This window comes from Peptostreptococcus sp. (assembly GCF_977045075.1).
This window is the reverse complement of sequence record NZ_CDRRTB010000007.1, coordinates 14,081-34,672: the sequence shown is the minus strand read 5'-3', so window position 1 is coordinate 34,672 and position 20,592 is coordinate 14,081. Positions and strand designations below refer to the sequence as shown.

19 protein-coding genes, 1 other RNA gene and 1 pseudogene are annotated in these 20,592 nt (G+C 34.9%); 16 read left to right on the top strand and 5 right to left on the bottom strand.

Features of this window, described 5'->3' with window-relative positions:
- The 4 genes and pseudogenes from metF to ACW6OJ_RS01600 all read right to left on the bottom strand — a co-directional run.
- Window positions 1-855 (bottom strand): methylenetetrahydrofolate reductase [NAD(P)H] (gene metF, locus ACW6OJ_RS01615; RefSeq protein WP_456095596.1); only part of this gene is annotated, 855 nt, incomplete at its 3' end.
- A 160-nt stretch (window positions 856-1,015) separates the two neighbouring features.
- Window positions 1,016-1,438, bottom strand: a pseudogene (locus ACW6OJ_RS01610) (helix-turn-helix domain-containing protein); the annotation flags it as partial.
- Window positions 1,439-1,687, bottom strand: coding sequence for a hypothetical protein (locus tag ACW6OJ_RS01605; protein ID WP_313964164.1), 249 nt, complete (start codon window positions 1,685-1,687; stop codon window positions 1,439-1,441). It lies immediately after the preceding pseudogene.
- Between the two features lie 239 nt (window positions 1,688-1,926).
- Complete coding sequence (locus ACW6OJ_RS01600) at window positions 1,927-2,316, bottom strand: Rha family transcriptional regulator (RefSeq protein WP_456095595.1); 390 nt, start codon at window positions 2,314-2,316, stop codon at window positions 1,927-1,929.
- A 387-nt stretch (window positions 2,317-2,703) separates the two neighbouring features.
- Here ACW6OJ_RS01600 and ACW6OJ_RS01595 point away from each other — a divergent pair, with 387 nt between their 5' ends.
- From ACW6OJ_RS01595 to ACW6OJ_RS01575, 5 genes are all read left to right on the top strand, one after another.
- Window positions 2,704-3,363, top strand: coding sequence for a helix-turn-helix domain-containing protein (locus tag ACW6OJ_RS01595; protein ID WP_456095594.1), 660 nt, complete (start codon window positions 2,704-2,706; stop codon window positions 3,361-3,363).
- Between the two features lie 600 nt (window positions 3,364-3,963).
- Entirely contained in the window at window positions 3,964-4,881 is a 918-nt protein-coding gene (locus tag ACW6OJ_RS01590; RefSeq protein WP_313964161.1) for an Abi family protein, read from the top strand.
- Between the two features lie 14 nt (window positions 4,882-4,895).
- Entirely contained in the window at window positions 4,896-5,207 is a 312-nt protein-coding gene (locus tag ACW6OJ_RS01585; RefSeq protein ID WP_456095593.1) for a hypothetical protein, read from the top strand.
- 87 nt (window positions 5,208-5,294) lie between these two features.
- Entirely contained in the window at window positions 5,295-6,077 is a 783-nt protein-coding gene (locus ACW6OJ_RS01580) for a tyrosine-type recombinase/integrase (RefSeq protein ID WP_456095592.1), read from the top strand.
- A gap of 88 nt (window positions 6,078-6,165) precedes the next feature.
- Window positions 6,166-6,678 (top strand): hypothetical protein, encoded by a 513-nt coding sequence (locus ACW6OJ_RS01575; protein WP_456095591.1) that lies wholly within the window; start codon window positions 6,166-6,168, stop codon window positions 6,676-6,678.
- 180 nt (window positions 6,679-6,858) lie between these two features.
- On the opposite strand, the gene ssrA is transcribed toward ACW6OJ_RS01575, so the two are convergent.
- Window positions 6,859-7,210: a transfer-messenger RNA gene (gene ssrA / locus ACW6OJ_RS01570) on the bottom strand.
- 413 nt (window positions 7,211-7,623) lie between these two features.
- Between ssrA and ACW6OJ_RS01565 the strand changes: the two genes are divergently transcribed.
- From ACW6OJ_RS01565 to ACW6OJ_RS01515, 11 genes are all read left to right on the top strand, one after another.
- On the top strand, window positions 7,624-8,319 hold the full coding sequence (locus ACW6OJ_RS01565; protein ID WP_456095590.1) for a GntR family transcriptional regulator: 696 nt from the start codon (window positions 7,624-7,626) through the stop codon (window positions 8,317-8,319).
- Window positions 8,320-8,714: 395 nt separating this feature from the next.
- On the top strand, window positions 8,715-9,959 hold the full coding sequence (locus ACW6OJ_RS01560; protein ID WP_293429955.1) for a CaiB/BaiF CoA transferase family protein: 1,245 nt from the start codon (window positions 8,715-8,717) through the stop codon (window positions 9,957-9,959).
- Window positions 9,960-10,038: 79 nt separating this feature from the next.
- Window positions 10,039-11,274, top strand: a complete 1,236-nt coding sequence (locus ACW6OJ_RS01555) for a 2-hydroxyacyl-CoA dehydratase subunit D (protein WP_455104161.1) — start codon at window positions 10,039-10,041, stop codon at window positions 11,272-11,274.
- A gap of 1 nt (window position 11,275) precedes the next feature.
- Entirely contained in the window at window positions 11,276-12,394 is a 1,119-nt protein-coding gene (locus tag ACW6OJ_RS01550; RefSeq protein ID WP_455105479.1) for a 2-hydroxyacyl-CoA dehydratase subunit D, read from the top strand.
- A gap of 32 nt (window positions 12,395-12,426) precedes the next feature.
- Window positions 12,427-13,560: an acyl-CoA dehydrogenase family protein gene (locus tag ACW6OJ_RS01545; protein ID WP_293429946.1), complete on the top strand. Its 1,134-nt coding sequence runs from the start codon at window positions 12,427-12,429 to the stop codon at window positions 13,558-13,560.
- Between the two features lie 16 nt (window positions 13,561-13,576).
- A complete protein-coding gene (locus ACW6OJ_RS01540) occupies window positions 13,577-14,368 on the top strand; it encodes an electron transfer flavoprotein subunit beta/FixA family protein (RefSeq protein ID WP_314494969.1) in 792 nt (263 codons plus the stop codon).
- Between the two features lie 56 nt (window positions 14,369-14,424).
- A complete protein-coding gene (locus ACW6OJ_RS01535; protein WP_293429940.1) occupies window positions 14,425-15,432 on the top strand; it encodes an electron transfer flavoprotein subunit alpha/FixB family protein in 1,008 nt (335 codons plus the stop codon).
- Window positions 15,433-15,734: 302 nt separating this feature from the next.
- Window positions 15,735-16,727 carry a 2-hydroxyacid dehydrogenase gene (locus ACW6OJ_RS01530; protein WP_278478220.1) on the top strand — a complete coding sequence of 331 codons (993 nt, stop codon included), beginning with the start codon at window positions 15,735-15,737 and terminating at the stop codon, window positions 16,725-16,727.
- Window positions 16,728-16,771: 44 nt separating this feature from the next.
- Window positions 16,772-18,097, top strand: coding sequence for a branched-chain amino acid transport system II carrier protein (gene brnQ / locus ACW6OJ_RS01525; RefSeq protein WP_314494971.1), 1,326 nt, complete (start codon window positions 16,772-16,774; stop codon window positions 18,095-18,097).
- 152 nt (window positions 18,098-18,249) lie between these two features.
- A complete protein-coding gene (locus ACW6OJ_RS01520) occupies window positions 18,250-19,434 on the top strand; it encodes a pyridoxal phosphate-dependent aminotransferase (RefSeq protein WP_314494972.1) in 1,185 nt (394 codons plus the stop codon).
- Window positions 19,435-19,661: 227 nt separating this feature from the next.
- Entirely contained in the window at window positions 19,662-20,540 is an 879-nt protein-coding gene (locus ACW6OJ_RS01515; RefSeq protein ID WP_293432383.1) for a DMT family transporter, read from the top strand.
- Window positions 20,541-20,592 lie beyond the last annotated feature (52 nt).

Here is a 20,592-nt window from a genome sequence, read left to right as displayed (position 1 = left end):
ATGCGACATATTTTGCATTATCTGTTTTGCTACACTAGCGTTATTCATAGTATATATGTGTATATTGTTTATACCATTTGATATAAGATCTATTATTTGGTTGCATGTATATATTATACCGGCTTGTTTCATAGAATCCTTATCATCTTGGAATTTATCAGCTATAGATAAGAATTTTGGAGGTATATTTGCATTTGACAGTTCTTTTATCTTTTTTAATTGAACTACATTAGTAACAGGCATTATACCAGCTACTACAGGTATATTTACTCCTGCACTTCTCAGTTTATACATAAAATTATAAAAAATAGAATTGTCAAAAAACATCTGTGTAGTAATGAAATCAGCACCCATATCCTGTTTTAGTTTTAGATAGTTTATATCTTCATTTTGATTTTTACTTTCAGGATGCACCTCTGGATAACAAGCTGCACCTACACAAAAATCATAGTTCGACTTGATATACTCTATTAATTCACTTGCATACAGTAAATCATCTTTTTTAGCAAACTTCTCTTTGTCTATGATATCTCCCCTAAGAGCAAGTATGTTTTGTATATTATTTTCTTTTAATTGCACCAATTTCTCATCTATATTATCTTTACTAGATCCTACACAAGTAAGATGGGCAAGCGTTGGTGTGTTAAGCTCATTTTTTATGTAGCTTGCTACTTTAACTGTATTTTCGCTAGCACCACCATTAGCACCGTAAGTTACAGAGCAAAATGCCGGGTGCAATTTTGATATCTCTTCAACTGTATTTAATATTGGTTCTATAGGTTGACCATACTTTTGTGGAAATACCTCAAAAGATATATGTAACTTATCATCACTTAATATTTTATCTATTCTCATAACACAACTCCTAAATTTTTTCTTAAATTATATCACAAAATCAAATAAAATCATAACTATAAATTCTTATAATTTGTTATAAGTATTTCTTATTATTGAATCAAAACTACCGGCTTATGCATTATACTTATAAAAGTTGACACATATTTTAGGGGGCTTATATAAAGCCTCTATTTTTTATGACCTTCAAGGGATAGGAGTTAAAATACTCAAAGAGGTATCTTTGTCTCCTATCTGCCAGGATATCAAAAATATGGCCAGCTTCTAAATCGGTTAAATTTACACTCATAGACGCATCAACTGTATTTACTGACTTGAATTCGTCTATTGATAGAATCCTAGGAAGAAAATTTTTTCTTCTTCTGTCTTCAGTTAAACGGAGTATTCTGGCAACACTAGTAGGAGATACACAGTGTTCTCTTGCAATCAGGTCCATTGACTTAGTCTCACATAGGTTTAAAACCATTGATCTTTTAACATTATTCGATATGAAGCACCCCTTATCTACGATAGGCGTTTTGGCCATAAATGTTGACTCGCAATGCTTACAGAAAAACCTCTGCTTTTTAACCATTAATATCATTTATTTATTTGATTTATGTTTATTCTTTTCGGCTTGCACACCTAGTCTATAACCATATGCAAGCACACTAGAAATTGCACATTCCTCTAGCCATGTTGTATCGGTTTTATCCTCTATTTTCTCTAACTCATAAATGCTTTTGTATATGCTTCTAGCTAATAAGAAGTGGCCTAACTCCTTTCGTTTGAATATCTTTCTAAGTTCTATGATCTCGTTTGTTGTAATCTCGTGTGGTCCTACTATATACATCTTTTTAACTCCTTACTATATAATTCATTTTTAATATTTTTATATATCAAATTAAGGCTTATAAGAGCAATTACAATGCTTTCTAGTTCCTTGTAATACTCTATCTCTCTGGTTTCTAATAGATCAAAGCCAATACCATTTTTATTACCTCTGCTAGCCTTTAATTTACTAGCACACATGCCTGTAACACATTTGTATAACAGGTCTGTTATAGCCTTATAACTCCATTTGTTGCCATGTTACCATGTGCTAATAGCGTCTGTTAGACTTTTTCTTAATGGATTTTCTATTGCTCTTTGTATTTGAAACTGGGTAACCTCTTCTTTTAATTGCCTAAACTCTCTAACTAGTGCTTTTTTAAACTCCCTTACTATATCGGTATTCTTCAGATATGTAATTAGTAATATGGCATGGTCTTCATTGAGTTTATATATTTTTTCACTCTGTCCACTGTCTGAAGGTCGGATTTTAAATCCGAGCTTTCCAAACTCTTCAAAGTCATTTTCGTGCTTTCTTACGGTCCTTGTTATAGAATTATGTTTTACTTTTACACCTTTAGCAATAATATTTGATAGGATATAAGGCACTTCGTCACACTCCATAAAGGCCACAACATTGTTTAGTTTCATTTATTCACCTTCTTTCTATAGTGTTAACTTTTCTTAATGCGATCGAAAAAAATATCGTCTATTGTGATATTAGAGAAATACGGTAATAGCATATTTTTAAACATAGTTTTTTCACTATCTTTAAATGAAATTTTGCCCTGTACTTTCTGATTGTAGGCCTGTACAGAATACTAAATATCTTGGCCATATCTCTTTGTGTTTTACCTAGCATATTTCTGTAACCTCTAATTTTATCCACTTCTTCACCTTGTTTAAATTTAACTTTTCTTAACCATATAATACAGCTTGTGATTGCTGTTTGTCAATATATAATTTTAACCTTTCTTAACTTATGGTTGTTTTTGCACATTTTACATGTTATAATCACATTGAAAGGAATGAATTATTATGGAGAATAAAAGGAAAAAATATAGTGATGATGATAAAAAAAAGATTGGTAGCCGAATAAAAAAAATAAGGTTAGAAAAGGGAATGACGTTAGAAGAGTTTGGAAAGTTGTTTGACACAAGTAAAAGTAATGTTTCTATGTGGGAAAAAGGTCGTTCTTTACCAAACCCCGAGCGAATGAAACAGATTGCAAAGGTCGGGGATATAAGTGTAAGTGATCTGATAGAAAATAATGGGCGAAAAGTCACGGTATATGAATTACCTAAATTAAAGGAAGTTATAAACGATATAATCAATAATAGCATAGATCGTGATATTGCCAAACTTGAGATTTTTGAAATATTACACAAAGCATTCCCAAATGAAAAAATTGATAAAGCTGCTTGTGAATATCTGGTTAGCACCCTTATGGATATTAAAGGGGTATGTTTACCAGACCAAGCAATAATACAAATATATAGGATAAATTCAGGAGATGCACAGCCTAAAATAAGGGATAGGCAAACATTAATTGAGTATTATAAAAGGTATATAGAAGCGATACATATGTTTAAACATATACACAAAGATCATGAGCTACTGGATTTTATTGAAACACAAGGTAGTATAGCTAATCACATTTTATATAAGTTAGATAACTTAAATGATGATTTATTCTAAATAATTATCACATTACCCCATAATATAGGGCCCACTTGCTTGCAAGTTCTAGAATTAATATACTCTACCACGTGAATAATTAAGATAATAGCGTGTATAAGGTCTTTTAAACTATAGGTTATACAAACTTATTAAGACGTTATATAAAAGGGCTTAGAATTGATTTTACAGGGTCAAAAGTACACAAATGTTACACCTAAAAAAGGGTGTTACTTTTAATTGGATAGATTAGATGTAATAGAACTATAATACTGAATAACGTTTTGTTATTGAGTTTGTGGGGGAGATTACTACGCAAGAGGTTTTAGCATTCGAAGGGATTATTATTTGAATTGAATAAAACAGTTGAATTAAGTGATTATGAAATATAAAATACGATAAAAACGTAAAAAAAAATAAAATATGATAAAAATGTATACAAATGGTATTTTTTGGTATATAATCAGGTTACATAATACATTCGGCCTCTTAACAATGCTCAATAGGATGTATAATTCTAGAGTTACGGTTCGGCCTCTTAACAATGCTCAATAGGATCGTACAAGAACGTTTGACCCACTTGATTATATCAGGTGGGTCTATTTTTATGGAGGTGATTGAGTGGCTACTAAAACTGCAACAACTTTTGAAGAACAGATAAACATACTAAAAGACAGAGGTTTGATAGTAGAAGATTTTGATGACGCAAAACTATTTATACAAAACATAAATTATTATAGATTTACTGCATATCTAATAAAATATAAAGAAAAAGATGGTAGTTACAAGCAAGGAGTAAAGTTCAATGATATAAAAAATATATATCTATTTGACCAGGAATTAAGACATCTTGTGGTATCTGTTTTAGAAATAGTAGAGTTATCATTTAGGACGTATGTAGCCTATACGATAGCACATTCATGCGGTCCACTAGGATACCTTAAAAGTGAAAATTTTATCGATAAAAAAGAAAAAGAAAAAGGATTCTTAAAAGATTACGAAAAAGAAATTAAGCTTAAACACGATAAAATTTTAGACGATATTTATACTTCAATAGATGATAATAAAAATAAGTTGTTTATTAGACATCACAATAAAAAATATAATGGAGATATACCAATATGGGTTCTAGTTGAAGTTCTTTCTTTTGGAACTATATCGAGAATATATAAATTACTTACCACAGACCAACAAATGTTTATATATAAAAAACTTTGTCCAGTAAGCCGTAAACTATTGAAATCATGGGTTGGTTCTTTAAACAAACTTAGAAATGAATGTGCTCACTACGGTAGATTGTATGGGACAAATTTATCTAGTATTAAGATAGCAAACAAATATAAAAATGGCAAAGTAAATATATATGATGATACAAAATTATTTGCATACATATTGGCTATAAAAGATTTAATATATTCAAAGGATATATGGAGAAGTTTTGTGTCTTCGCTTCATACTCTGTTAGATAAACACAATAGAACAATTAATTTATATGAAATTGGATTCCCTGAAGACTGGTTTGAAGTTCTAACAAAATAAAGTGAGGTGGTATTATGGTCAAACGTGCAAATGGTGAGAGTAATATAAGTAAATATAAGTTTGATGATACAGGTAAGTGTATTATGTGGCGTGCTATTATAATGATTGGTCACAATGAAGAGGGTAAACCACTTAGAAAACAGTTCTATGGAAAGACTCAAAAAGAAGTAAAAGACAAACTAGAAGACTATAAAAAAGAGTTACTATTAAATACCTATAACGTTGATTATAATAATATCACACTAGCAGACTATTATTATACCTGGCTTATGGATAAAAAGCCCTCTTATAAGGCAACATCATTCAAGGATTATGAAACCATATAAAGGTTATATATTAAGGGTAGGTCAATATGTAAGGTTAGACTTAAAAAGCTATCACAAACAGACTTAAAGAGGCAATACAGGGACTTAATGAATGAGGGTATAACGCCACAAACCATACACAGAATAAACACTAAATTAAAAGCATGCTTGTATACGGCTATACGTGAAGAGATTATTATTAAAAACCCTTGTTCATTGGTTGAATTACCTAAAATAACTAAGACCAAGAAGAGGAAAGTATTAACGGCAGAGGAACAAGCAAGCTTTATAGAGGCAATACAGGGCCACAAGCTAGAGTTATTATACATAGTTGCCCTTGCTACTGGTATGCGACTAGGTGAGATATTGGGGTTAAAGTGGAAGTATATAGACTTTGCTAACAACACAATTGAAGTATATAACACTATTCAACGTACCTTTGTGTATGATGATAACATGAAAAAGAAGTTAAAGACCATAGAGCAGACACCAAAGACAGAGAACGGAACAAGAGTTATACCTCTTCCAGTGTTAATACCTAAGCTAAAAGAACATAGAAAAAGGCAATTAGAAAATAAATTGAAGTATGGCCAGTCTTATAATATTAGTGATTATGTGTTCGCTGATGAAATAGGCAGGATCATAGACAATAAAAAGCCAAATAGGAATTTACAATCTATATTAAAGACATTAGGTATAGAACCAATTAAATTCCATGGGCTAAGAAAAACGTATGCAACAAGACTATTTGAAAATGGAGTACCACCTAAGACAGTACAAACACTATTGGGTCATGCAGATATACAAACAACATTTAATATATACACTGAAGTGATGGACACAGAGAAACAAAAAGCAGTTGACACACTTAATAAGATATTCAATTTTTAGTATTAGTTGTTGATTATATTTAGTAGTTATATAATACGATTTTATTCAGTAGTTACAGAAAAAAATAAATCATAATGGGAGGCTTAAAATGAGAAGGGATTATAATTATTACGAAAAGGAATTTGATTGCATGATTTGTTGTTACGATAAGAAAGAGTTTGATAAAATAAGGGAGATAATAAATAGAATAGGACGAGATAAATGTATTGATAGTACAAGAAAACGAAATGAAATATTAATGTACTTGGATGAATATAGAGCAAGAAAAGATGCCCATAGAGATGGATTTAATAGTAAAGTATATTCATATATCGTACCAGTTATATTTGGTATACTTATCTCATTGGTTACTGAATTATCAATATATATAATTTTACTTATTGGGTTAATCTTGGATAATTTTCATAAGATTTCGATCGATGCTATTTTGAAGTTTATAGATCGTTCTTCTACGTCTGTTATTAAAATATCAAGTCTTATTGTAGCTATGATAATAGTATTATGTATTTGTATAAAAATCGGGTTTCCTAAAATTAAGGAAAATGTTGAACTCATAGATAAAATTAACTATATAGAAAGTCAAATAAAATACTTATTATAAATTGTTAAGCACCTGTGGGGGTGCTTTTTCGTGTAAATAATGACGCAAATTATACTATTTAAAAATACACAGTTGTGTTATAGATGTGTTATTTTGACGTTAAAAAAGGAAATGCCAAACTATATAACTTAGCATTTCCAATACATTAACTTCTAATAAAATATGATTGTAAAATATAATTGGTGGAGATGAGGGGAGTCGAACCCCTGTCCGCAAGCCCATTCCCTGCTACGTCTACATGCTTAGTCATCTCTTTTAAAATCTCAACTCTCATGGCACCGAGTGACAGGTTCCATGATCGTCCAGCCTTAATTAGTCCGCAATGGGTCAAGACAACCCCCAAAGCAGTTCCCTGCATAAATAGCGTCAGCTCTTAATCGGCAGGAGGACTAAGAGGGACGAGCTGCAACTAGGCAGCTAATAAATTATTTTCGTTTGCGTTTGTTTTAAAATTCCCCAGTTTTTACGTGACCCAGAGTAACACGACATGCTGTCTCAAGTTCAAAACCCACGTCGAAACCGGTACACCCCCGTGTATAGTTTCAATGAAGTTAACTAACTCATTATAGCATATTTAATAATAGGATACAAGCCAGTATGGTTTGGTAGGTCACATTACAGTGTGGTTTGGTAGGTTTGTATAATCCGTTTATAAGCAAAGGGAAATATAAAAGATCTCCATAAAAATTTCATAAATTTTATTGAAAAAATACGCAAAAAAATCTCCATAAAAAAGCCTAAATTTGTATATAAATATTATCAAAAATTTATTAAAAAATATTAAAATAAAAGATCTAGGAAGTAAGGCTGAAACTCTTGCTACTAGCCGATTTAAATTATCTTATAAAAACCTTTGAAAAGTTCTGAAAAATACATCTAATTATAAATTGACGGTTACTTCCTGAAGTGGTATACTAGTATTGAAATATATGTGGAGTTGATATTATGGAGAAAATGTTATCCTCAGACTTCATTTATTCTGACATTTTAGACAGGATAATAAGTTTGAAGTTAAACCCAGGAAGTAAGATTAGTGAGAATAAAATCTGCGAGGAATATAATGTGTCAAGGTCTGTAATCAGACATATTTTTGCCAGACTTGCACAGATTAATTTCCTTACAGTATATCCTCAAAGGGGTACTTATGTGAATTATATTGATTTAGAGTACATAAGGAATGCCCTTTTGATTAGGTTGTCCATAGAAAAGGAAATCTTGTACAGGTTTATGCAAAAGGAGGATAAGTCTGATACTATTACTAAGATGAAAGAAAATATGAGGCAACAAGAAAAGTTCTACCACGAAAATGAATATTTGATGGAGTTCAAGGAACTTGATGAAGAATTCCACAATTATATTATCATGAGTGTTGAGAATAATGCTATTTTGCCGCTGATTAATGATCATTTACTACATATAAGTAGGTGGAGGAATGTCTATATTAAGTCGGGCTATAAGTTGAGCAAGCTTATAGATGAGCACAAGAGTATTCTTGAGGCCATTGAGGCAAACGACACTGAAAGAGCCCTGAGATGTATGACAAACCACATTGATACAGTGTCAGGTATAGTCAGTCTAGACCCCGAATATATTTCATACTTCAAGGGTGCAGACCAGGATTATGTAAAGCTTATGAAGTAGTGTGTTATCCATCTTAAGCGGGTGGTAGGTATTATTTTAAAAAAGTATTTACAATGGTTAAAAAATATGATAAAGTATTGTCAATGCCTAGTATACAAGTAGACTAAAATTAAAAAATATGGCATTTAACCTAAAACTATTTTAATAAAGAAATTAAAAAATAGTATATGTGAAATAAATATTTGATATTTATGAAAAATATTTTATTTTATGTAATTTTTATGTGTTTGGCAAAGGGTTGCCTCGGAAATGAGGAAAGCCTTTTAAATACCAAAATATACTTTTGTTTTTAAATTAAATTTAAAATATAAAATGATTATAGGTATGGAAAACTACCTATGAGACTAATAAGTAATTGGTAATCATTAAATGTTATTTAGTAGGAGGTATTTGTAATGAGTACAAGAAAGAAACCATTAGAAGGTGTCAAAGTTGTTGAACTTGCTAACTTTATAGCAGCTGCTACAACAGGAAGGTTCCTAGCTGACTTAGGAGCGGATGTTATAAAGGTAGAAAGTGCTAAGGGAGATCCACTTAGGTATACTGCCCCAACAGAAGGTAGACCTCTAGATATGTATGAAAATACTACATGGGAGTTAGAAAACGCTAATAAGAGGTGTATATCTCTAAATATGAAGGATCCTAAGGGTAAGGAAGCATTCTTTAAGCTACTTGATGAGGCTGATATCCTTATAACTAACTGGAGAGTTCAGGCTCTACAGAGAGCAGGTCTTGACTATGAAACTCTAAAGGTTAAATATCCAAGCCTAGTATACGCTATGTGTACTGGTTATGGTGAATATGGTCCGGACAAAGACCTACCAGGATTCGACTTCACTGCATTCTTTGCAAGAGGTGGATATCTTGAAAACCTAAGACAGAAGTCAGATGTTCCTATGAACGTTGTTCCAGGTATAGGTGACCACAATGTTGGTATAAACCTTGCTGCTGGTGTACTAGCTGCATTATATCATGCTAAATTAACAGGTGAAGGTGAAAAGGTTGAAACAAGCTTGTTCGAATCAGCTATATTCAACATGGGTATGATGATTCAGGCTGCTCAGTACAAGGATTATGGTGCAACATATCCAATCAACATCAGAGAAGCTAACAACCCAGTTAATGCTGCTTGGTTGACTAAGGATGGAAGATATGTTCAGACTTGTATGCCTGACTACAATACATACTTCAAGAAGTTCTTTACAGCTTTAGGTTTAGATGAAATGGTGAATGATGATAGATTCTTCCCAGTTCAGAATGTAATAGCTAACAACTTAGGAACAGAAGTATATGACAGAGCGATGGCTAGATTTGGTGAAAAGACTTATGCAGAATGGGCACCAATACTTACAGCAGCTGACATTCCGTTCGCACTTGCTAAGACTTGGGAAGAGTTATTAGAAGACGAACAGGCATGGGCAAATGACTGCTTCTACAAGATGAAGTATCCAAAGGGAGAAAGAATCCTTTGTAAGCACCCAGTTAAGTACCAGGAAATGGGACCTACTCCATATAACAGAGGGCCATTCATAGGTGAACACGGTGTTGAAGTAATGAAGGAACTTGGCTACTCAGATGCTGAAATCAATGCAATGTTAGAAGACAAGACATTATTTGTTTGGGAAGACGAAAACAAGTAATAGATAAATAACAATTAATAAGATATGGGAGTTTGTCTAGGAACTTTAATATATGGCCTAGACGAGAAAGGAGCTTATCATGAGTAATACAGGAATGGTAGAAGAAAAGCCGGCAAAAGTATTGTTAGGAGAAATTGTTGCAAGGCACTATAAGGATGCTTGGGAGGCAAAGAATAATGGTGAATTAGTTGGATGGTGTGCATCTAACTTTCCACAGGAAATCTTTGAAACTATGGATATAAAGGTTGTTTATCCAGAAAACCAGGCTGCTGCTATATCTGCTAAGGGTGGCGGACAGAGAATGTGTGAAATAGCTGAAAATGAAGGATATTCAAATGACATCTGTGCTTATGCTAGAATATCTTTGGCATACATGGACGTTAAGGATGCTCCAGAGTTAAATATGCCACAGCCAGATTTCGTTGCTTGCTGTAACAATATTTGTAACTGTATGATCAAGTGGTACGAAAATATAGCTAAAGAATTGAATATACCTTTAATTTTAATAGACGTTCCTTACAACAATGACTATGAAGCAGGTGACGACAGAGTTGAATACCTAAAGGGTCAGTTTGATCATGCTATCAAACAGCTAGAAGACTTAACTGGCAAGAAGTGGGATGAAAAGAAATTTGAAGAGGTTATGGAGATATCTCAGAGAACAGGTAGGGCTTGGTTAAAGGCTACAGGATATGCTAAGTATACACCATCACCTTTCTCAGGTTTTGATGTATTCAACCACATGGCAGTTGCGGTTTGTGCAAGAGGTAAGTTAGAATCAGCTTTGGCATTCGAAAAGCTAGCTGAAGAATTCGACGAAAATGTAAGAACTGGTAAGTCAACATTTAAGGGCGAAGAAAAGTTCAGAGTATTATTCGAAGGTATAGCATGTTGGCCACACCTAAGACATACATTCAAGCAGCTTAAGGATGCTGGTGTTAATGTCTGTGGTACAGTTTATGCAGATGCATTCGGATATATCTATGACAATACATATCAGTTAATGCAGGCTTACTGCGGAACTCCAAATGCTATTTCATACGAAAGAGCAACTGATATGAGACTAAAGGTAATTGAAGAAAACAATATAGATGGTATGTTAATCCACATCAATAGAAGCTGTAAGCAGTGGTCAGGTATCATGTACGAGATGGAAAGAGATATAAGAGAAAAGACAGGTATACCAACAGCAACATTCGATGGTGACCAGGCGGATCCAAGAAACTTCTCTGAAGCTCAGTATGATACTAGAGTACAGGGTCTTATAGAACTAATGGAAGCTAATAAAGCTGCAAAGATGAAGGAGGCGCACTAATATGAGTAATATAGATGTATTGTTAGGTAAACTTGATGTAGACCTTTTAGAACAGGTAGACAAGTATGTTTCTGAAGGCAAGAAGGTTATAGGTTGCGCACCAGTTTATACACCAGAAGAATTAGTATATGCTGCAGGCATGGTACCAATAGGTGTATGGGGTGCAGAAGGTGAAGTAGGTCTATCAAAGGAATACTTCCCAGCATTCTACGCAGCTATAATCCTAAGATTAATGGACCTAGGTCTTGAAGGTAAGCTTGACAAGATGTCAGGTATGATCATACCAGGCCTAAGCGATGGTCTAAAGGGTCTTAGCCAGAACTGGAAGAGAGCTATAAAGCAGGTTCCAGCCCTTTATATAGGCTACGGACAGAACAGAAAAATCGAAGCTGGTATTACTTACAATGAAAAGCAGTACATCAAGCTAAGAGAACAGTTAGAAGGAATAGCTGGTTGCAAGATAGAAGATGCTAAGGTTGAAGAGGCTATAGTACTTTACAACAAGCACAGAAAGGCAATGCAGGAATTCAGTTCTCTAGCAGCTAGTCACCTAAACACAATTACACCTAGCCTAAGAGCTAGAGTAATGACAAGTGCCTTCTTGTTTGACAAGGCAGAGCATTTAGCTATTTTAGAAGAATTAAATAAAGAATTAAGGGCGATACCTGAAGAAAAATTTGCTGGCAAGAAGATAGTAACTACTGGTATTCTTGCAAACAGCCCAGGTATGCTAGAAATACTAGATGAGTACAAGCTTGGTATAGTTGATGACAATGTCAACCATGAATCAGGACAGTTTGACTATCTAGTTGATGAAGGTACTGGTAATCCAGTTAGAGCCTTATCTAAGTGGATTTCAGATATAGAAGGAAGTACTTTGTTGTATGACCCAGAAAAACTTAGGGGACAGATAATAATTGACAAGGTTAAGAAGCACCAGGCAGATGGTGTTATCTACCTAATGACTAAGTTTAGTGATTCTGATGAATTCGACTATCCAATTATCAGAAAAGAATTAGAAAATGCAGGTATCATGCATATACTAGTTGAGGTAGACCAGCAAATGACTAACTTCGAACAGGCGAAAACTGCATTACAGACTTTCGCTGATATGATTTAATTTAAAAAATTAAAATTTTAAGGAGGCAATCTATGATTTTCGAAAAAGAACATGAATTAGTTCGTCAGCTAGCTAAGGAATTCGCTGAAAATGAAATTAAACCAACTGCAGAAGAAGTTGATGAAACTGGCGATTTCCCTATGGAAATTTATCAAAAAATGGCTAAAGCTGGATTTTTAGGTATTAAGATACCAAAGGCTTATGGAGGTTCAGGTGGAGACCACCGTTCATATGCAATAGTTATGGAAGAATTAGCTAAGGCATCTGGTGTATCTACTATATGGATATCATCTCCAAACTCTCTACAGTCAACTCCAATACTAAGAGATGGTACTGAAGAGCAGAAGGAACAGTATCTTAGACCAATGGTTACAGGCGAAAAGTTATTCGCATTCGGTCTTACTGAGCCAGGAGCTGGTTCAGACGCAGCGTCTATATTGACAACTGCTGAAAAAGATGGTGATGACTACATCCTAAACGGAAGAAAAACTTTCATAACTGGTGCTCCAGTATCTGATTATGTAATAGTTTTCGCTAAGACTAATCCAGAATTAGGCGTTAAGGGTATATCTACTTTCGTAGTGGACTCTAAGTTAGAAGGTGTATCTTTTGGTAAGTCAGAAAACAAGATGGGTATGATTGGTTGCCCAACTAGTGATGTTGTTCTTGAAAATGTTAGAGTATCTAAGGATTGTATGTTAGGTAGAGAAGGTAAGGGATTCATCAACGCAATGAAGACTCTAAGCGTTGGTAGATTAGGTATCGCTAGCCAGGCTCTAGGACTTGCACAGGGTGCTATGGAAGAAGCAGTTAAGTACGCTAAGTCTAGACACCAGTTCGGTAAGTCACTAGCTCAGTTCCAGAATACTCAGTTCATACTAGCAGAAATGGAAACAAAGTTAGCAGCTATGCGTCACCTTGTTTATGATGCTGCTTATAAGATGGATTTAGGACAAGCAGCTGATAAGGAAGCTTCAATGGCTAAATTATTCGCTACAGAAGAAGCAAAATGGATAATTGACAAAGCATTACAGATTCACGGTGGATATGGTTACATTAAGGAATATCCAGTTGAAAGAATGTACAGAGACATCAGAGTAACTTCACTTTACGAAGGAACATCTGAAGTTCAGAAGATGGTTATAGCATCAAGCTTATTGAAATAAGGGGAGGTATATATAGATGAAAATTGTAGCTTGCATAAAACAAGTACCAGATACAACAGAGGTAAAACTTGACCCTGTAAAGAATACTTTGATCCGTGATGGTGTACCTAGTATCATAAACCCTGACGATAAGGCAGGTCTTGAACTAGCACTTCAGATCAAGGAATCAGTTCCAGGATCTACTTTAACAGTAGTATCAATGGGACCTCCACAGGCAGAAGTTGCACTTAGAGAAGCATTAGCAATGGGAGCAGATGATGCAGTTCTAGTAACTGACAGAGCTTTCGGTGGAGCAGATACATGGGCGACATCTTCAACAATAGCTGGTGCACTTAGAAACATTGATTACGATATAATAATAGCAGGTAGACAGGCTATAGACGGTGACACAGCACAGGTTGGTCCACAGATCGCTGAGCATCTTGGAATACCTCAGGTATCTTACTGTGAAGAACTAAAGGTTGAAGGTGACAAGTTCATCGTTAGAAGACAGTTCGAAGATAGATATCACATAGTTGAAATAAAGCCACCTTGCCTAATTACTACACTAAGCGAAGAAATAAACCCAAGATACATGACAGTAGGCGGAATATTCGATGCTTATCAGAAGGAAATGAAGGTTTGGGGATTGAAGGACATTGAAGACAAACTAGATCTTTCAAATATCGGTTTAAAGGGTTCACCTACAAACGTTAAAAAGTCATTTACAAAGCAGGCTAAGGGCAAAGGCGTTAAGCTAGAAGGATTAACTCCAGAAGAAGCAGCTGATGCAATTCTTGCTAAGTTACAGGAAAAGTATTTTATATAAGATACTAGAGAATTACAATTATAAAAAAAATAATGATTTGAAAGGAAGATTACCTAATGAACAAGGATATTTATGTAGTAGTTGAACAGGTAGACGGTGTCGTTCAAAAAGTAGGCATCGAGCTTATCGGTATAGCAAGTAAATTAGCAGCTGACCTAGGACAGGAAGTAGTTGCAGTTTTACTAGGAAAAGAAGTAAAGGGATTAGCTGAAAACCTAATCCACCACGGAGCAAACAAGGTTATATGTGTAGAAGATCCAATCTTGGAGCACTATGCAACTGAACCATATACTAAGGCATTAAACGCAATAGTAGAAGCTAAGAAGCCAGAAATAGTACTTTACGGTGCTACTTCAATAGGTAGAGACTTGGCTCCTAGAGTATCTGCAAGAGTACATACAGGATTAACAGCTGACTGTACTAAGCTAGAAATAGATCCAGAAACTAAGTTATTACTTATGACTAGACCAGCTTTCGGTGGTAACATCATGGCTACAATAGTTTGTAAGGAATTCAGACCTCAGATGGCAACTGTAAGACCAGGTGTTATGCAGGCCCTTCCTACAGACACTTCTAGAACTGGTGAAGTTGAACTATTCAAGGTTGAATTCACTGATGCTGATATGAACATCAAAATCAGAGAAGTAATCAAGGAAAAGCATGCTAAGGTTGATATCACAGAAGCTAAGGTTCTAGTTTCTGGTGGTAGAGGTATCGGTAATGCAGAATACTTCGATGTATTAAAGGAATTAGCTGACGAACTAGGCGGTCTAGTTACTTCTTCAAGAGCTAACGTAGATGCTGGTTGGATCGGTAGAGAAAGACAGGTTGGACAGACTGGTAAGACAGTTAGACCAGACCTATACATGGCTTGTGGTATATCAGGAGCTATACAGCACTTAGCTGGTATGGAAGATTCTGAATTTATCGTAGCTATAAACAAGGATGCTCAGGCTCCTATATTCGATGTAGCTGACTTAGGTGTAGTTGGTGACTTACACAAGATAATGCCAATACTAATCGATAAGGTTAGAGCATTAAAGGCTGAAAAGGCGAATATGTAATTTTATTAACGAAAAAGAAAATTTATTTCAACAGGTTTTTTGAAAAAGTTGTTTAGATAATACTGTGAATATAAAATTTCTGTAGTAAAATACAAAAAATTATTGTATAATATACCTAGGGATTTGCACTTCTCCCTAGGTATAGAGTACAATTTGTTTAAAAATAGACATTACTGTAGTAAATCTAACAAGTATGTCTAAAAAATTTAAACACATTGGTTAAATAAATAACGGATTGTTTAAATTTATTTAAAATTTTTATTATACGAATGCTTATTAGCTATAGTTAGGGAGGCAAATTAATGGTTAAGGTTAGAGTAACTTGTAACAAAAATATTATTGAAAGATTCGGCGTTAAAAAGCCAGAAGGTTGGGATTTCCAGTATATCAACTATCCTTGTTCAGATGAGGAACTAGTTGAACAGTGTAAGGATGCAGACATAGTTTTCTGTGGTCCAGTTGATCATTTCAGAAGAGAAGTAATAGAACAGCTTGATAATTGTAAGCTTATTCATTCATTAGGTGTTGGCTTCGACAAGATAGACTTAGAAGCAGCCAAGGAAAAGGGTATTTATGTTTGCAATAATAGGGCCGTTAACGCAGTACCAGTTGCAGAATTAGCTCTTGGACATATGATAACTTCTTTAAGAAGAATGCCAGAAGCAGATGCAAAGATAAAAGCTAAGGGTGTTGACGGATTTAATGAAAGCTTCAGAGAATATCAAGTTAAGGGTCAGAGCGAATTGAGCTCAAGAGTAATAGGACTTGTAGGTCTAGGTGCTATAGGTAAGGCGGCTGTTAGAATGCTTAAGGCATTTGGATGCAAGATTCTTTATTATGATGTGTTCAGAGCTTCTGAAGACTATGAAAAAGAAAATGATCTTACTTTCTGTACATACGAAGAAATACTTGCTCAGTGTGACATAATTTCTTACCACGTTCCAGTTCTAGATACTACTAGAAACATGGTTCGTAAGGAAACTATAGCGCAGATGAAGCAGGATGCAGTAATAATCAACGTTGCAAGAGGAGAAATAGTTAACAATGAAGACCTAGCAGAGGCTCTAAACAACGGTAGAATCTTTGCAGGACTAGATGTTATAGCTCCAGAACCACCAAGTGCGGATCATCCTTTATTTAACCTAACTGAGGCTGGTAAGGCTAGATTATCAATTACTCCTCATATAGCAGGTACAACTGATGATGCGTTCATAAGAATGTCAGAATGGTCATATGCAGACATGGTTAAGGTTATGAATGGAGAAAGACCAAATAACGTAGTTAATGGTCTTTAATGACTAAGCCTATATGGCAAATCTATTTTAGAAGGTGAATGAGTATGGAAATTAAAAGAAAAGACGTTATCGTTTGTGGTTTTGCATTATTTGCAATTTTCTTTGGTGCTGGTAACTTGATATTCCCACCACACCTTGGTGTTCTAGCTGGTGATAGATGGTTCACAGCTATGATTGGATTCTTGATTTCAGACCCAGTTTTACCTATACTAGGTGTTATCGTTACAGCTAGATTAGGTGGTAGAGCAGACGACCTAGGTAAGAGAGTTAGTCCTAAATTTGCTAAGTTGATAGGTACAATCGCTATATTGACAATTGGACCTTTCTTCGCAATTCCAAGAACAGGTGCTACAACACATGAAGTATTTATTAGATCATTGTTCCCATCAGTTCCAATTTGGGCTACTTCAATAGTATTCTTCGGTTTAACACTTTACATCACATTAAATCCTGGTAAGGTTATCGACTTCATAGGTCAGTATCTTACACCAGCTCTTTTGATAATCTTGGCGATTATTGTGGTTATAGCTATAGTTAACCCACCAGATCCTAAGGTTACAACAGATGTGCAAGGACTATTTACAATGTCATTTAAGGAAGGTTACCAGACAATGGATGCTCTTGGTTCTCCTCTAATGGCTGGTATAGTTATAAGTGACCTTATAAGACGTGGATACCACGACAAGGAAGTTCAGTTCAAGGTAAGTGTTCAGGTTGGTATCGTTGCATTCATACTACTAGCTCTAGTTTACGGTGGTTTAACTTATGCAGGTGCTACAGTTGGTGGCCACTTCAATGGTGAAACTGAAAGAACTGTATTACTTATAGGTATGGTTCAATTAATGCTAGGAAACGTTGGTAAGGTATTCATGGGTATAGCTGTTGCTCTTGCTTGTTTAACAACTTCAACAGGACTAAGCTCAACTTGTGGTAACTACTTTGAAACTATTTCAGGTGGTAAGTTAAAGTATAAGCAGATAGTTTGCGTATGTATTGCTATAGCTTTCGTTCTTTCACTAATCGGTGTTGACGGTCTTATAGCAATAGCAGTTCCAATCCTATCAGCTATATACCCAGTTATCATAGTACTTATATTCATGTCTATATTTGACAAGCAGATCAAGTACAACTGGACTTATACAGGTGCTGTTATAGGTGCATTCGCAGTAGCTTTAATCGAAAGTATAAACCTTGCTTCAGTCATGAGAGGTGGAAACCTTCTTGCAGGTGCTGCTAAGGCTTGTGCTTCATTACCACTAGGTACATACGGATTCGAATGGGTTGTTCCAGCTCTTGTTTGCTCAATAGTACTTACACTAATAAGTGCTGTAGCAAAGGTTGGTAAGACAATAAATGATCCACTAGATTAATTTGTATTGAGATTCATCGAGCGAATTAAGCAATTATAAAAAATGCATATGACTTTAAGCTTGATTCCTCTGGGCTAGGTTCTAGAGGAATCAAGTATTAAATATAGTAATTTTCAAAAAAGATTTCTAACATTAATTAGGAGGTAATTATTATGATTTCTCAGGAAATGGTAAAATTAGGTACAGCAAAATCAATAATCAGAGAATTAGCAGGATTCGGTGCTATGAGAGCAGCTGAAATAGGTGCTGAAAACGTATTAGACTTTTCACTAGGTAACCCTTCAGTTCCAGCTCCAAAGGAAGTACAGGATGCAATTATAGATATAATAAAGACTTATGAACCAAAGGTATACCATTCTTATTCTTCAGGTGCTGGTCATGACGGTTGTAGAACAGCTATAGCTGATGACCTAAACAAGAGATTTGGAACTAAGTATACTAAGGACAACCTATTGATGACTTGTGGTGCTGCAGCATCTCTAAACATTACTCTTAAGGCTTTAATCTCATCTGCTGATGATGAAATAATAGTTCTAGCTCCATTCTTCCCAGAATACACAGTATTCATCAATGGTCAGGGTGGTAAGCAGGTTCTTGTACCTTGCAAGGACGACATGCAGTTAAATATAGAAGGTGTTAAGGCAGCTATAACTCCTAACACTAAGGCTATAATAGTTAACTCTCCTAACAACCCATCAGGTGTTATCTATACACTAGATGAAATAAAGGCTTTAGTTGAATTACTAGAAGCTAAGGAAAAAGAATATGGTCATCCTATATACATCATAGCTGACGAACCATACAGAGAATTAGTTCTAATAGATGGTCTTGAAGTACCTTTTATACCAAACCTATACAAGAACACAGTAATCTGCTATTCTTGGTCTAAGTCTCTATCTCTACCAGGTGAAAGAATTGGTTATATCCTAGTTCCAAGCGAAGTAGATGATGAATTACTTATGGCAGCAGTAGGTGGAGCAGCAAGAGTACTTGGTTATGTTTGTGCACCAACACTATTCCAGCTTGTAGTTGAAAGATGTGTAAGCGTACCACCAAACGTAGAAGTATACAAGAAGAACAGAGACATTCTATATGATGGTTTAACTAAGCTAGGCTACAAGGTAGCTAAACCAGCTGGTGCATTCTACCTATTCATTGAAGCTCCAGATGGAGATTCTGAAACATTCTCTGAAAAGGCTAAGGCTCATGACATGCTAGTAGTTCCTGGAACAGGATTCGGCTCAAAGGCACACATGAGATTATCTTACTGTGTTGAAACTGAAAAGTGTGAGAAGTCACTAGCAGTATTTGAAAAGTTGATGGCTGAATACAAGTAATCCTTGTATTAACCAAGAGATTTAAGTTAGAAAATTAATACTTATATAAAAAAGTGTCGGCATTTTATGCGGACACTTTTTTTATTCTCTAGTACAAGAAAGCTTATTGCCTAAGTGGTCCAAAAAAGATATAATAAATATGGATTAATTTATTAAAGAATAAAGTGGAATTCAATAATAGAAATATTAAGTCTGTAAATAAGTATTTTAGATTAAAGGAGAGATATATGTTTATTGGTGAAATAACAGCCCTGATGGCATCTTTTTGTTGGACTGTCAGTAGTACAATAGTAGAAAAAAAGGGGGTAGGCTTTTCTGCAGTAGCTATGAATGTTGCAAGGCAGATAGTTGCTTTCCTGGCAATAGGCCTTATAATAGTATTATTTAATAGGTCAAGCTTATCAACCGACCTTAGTTTTAGGGGGGCCTTTTTCCTTGCCATGTCTGGTTTGATTGGATTTTCTCTGGGTGATTCCTTCTTGATGAGCGCCTTTACCAGGATAGGGGCTCAGATTACCCTACTTATATATACTATATCACCAGTTTTAACAGCTATACTGGGTAGGATATTCTTTGGAGAAAGGCTAAGTCCTAGAAATATAGTAGGTATGCTGATTGTAATTGGGGCAATAATGCTAGTTATAGCCAAGGGAGGATCATCTAACCTAAAGGTAAAGGGAGATCCAAAGGGGCTTATTTTCGCCTTCTTGGCATCAATTGGACAGGCCCTGGGTGTTTTATTTAGCAAGGCAGGTCTAGAAAATATACCAGCCCTACCAGCTACAGAAATTAGACTCTTGGGAGGCCTAGTAGGTATTTTGGTAATGTGTAGCCTAACTAAGGGGTGGCCAGATGTTAAGAGGCTATTTACATCAAGGCAGGGTATAGAGGTAACGCTTGGTAATGCTTTAATAGGTACTACTATAGGAGTTGTTCTATCAATGTTTGCTATTAAGTATACAAAGGCTGCCGTAGCATCAACTCTTATGACCATGTCTCCTGTCATGATAATACCTATAATGTTCTTTTGCTATAAGCAGAAGGTAAGCAAGTATGAGGTCTTAGGTGCAGTTATGTCAGTAGTTGGTGTAGCCCTATTGGTGTAATTTATAAAGTAGGAATGGTTTTTATGTAGCTTGTATTGATACTACATTTGTG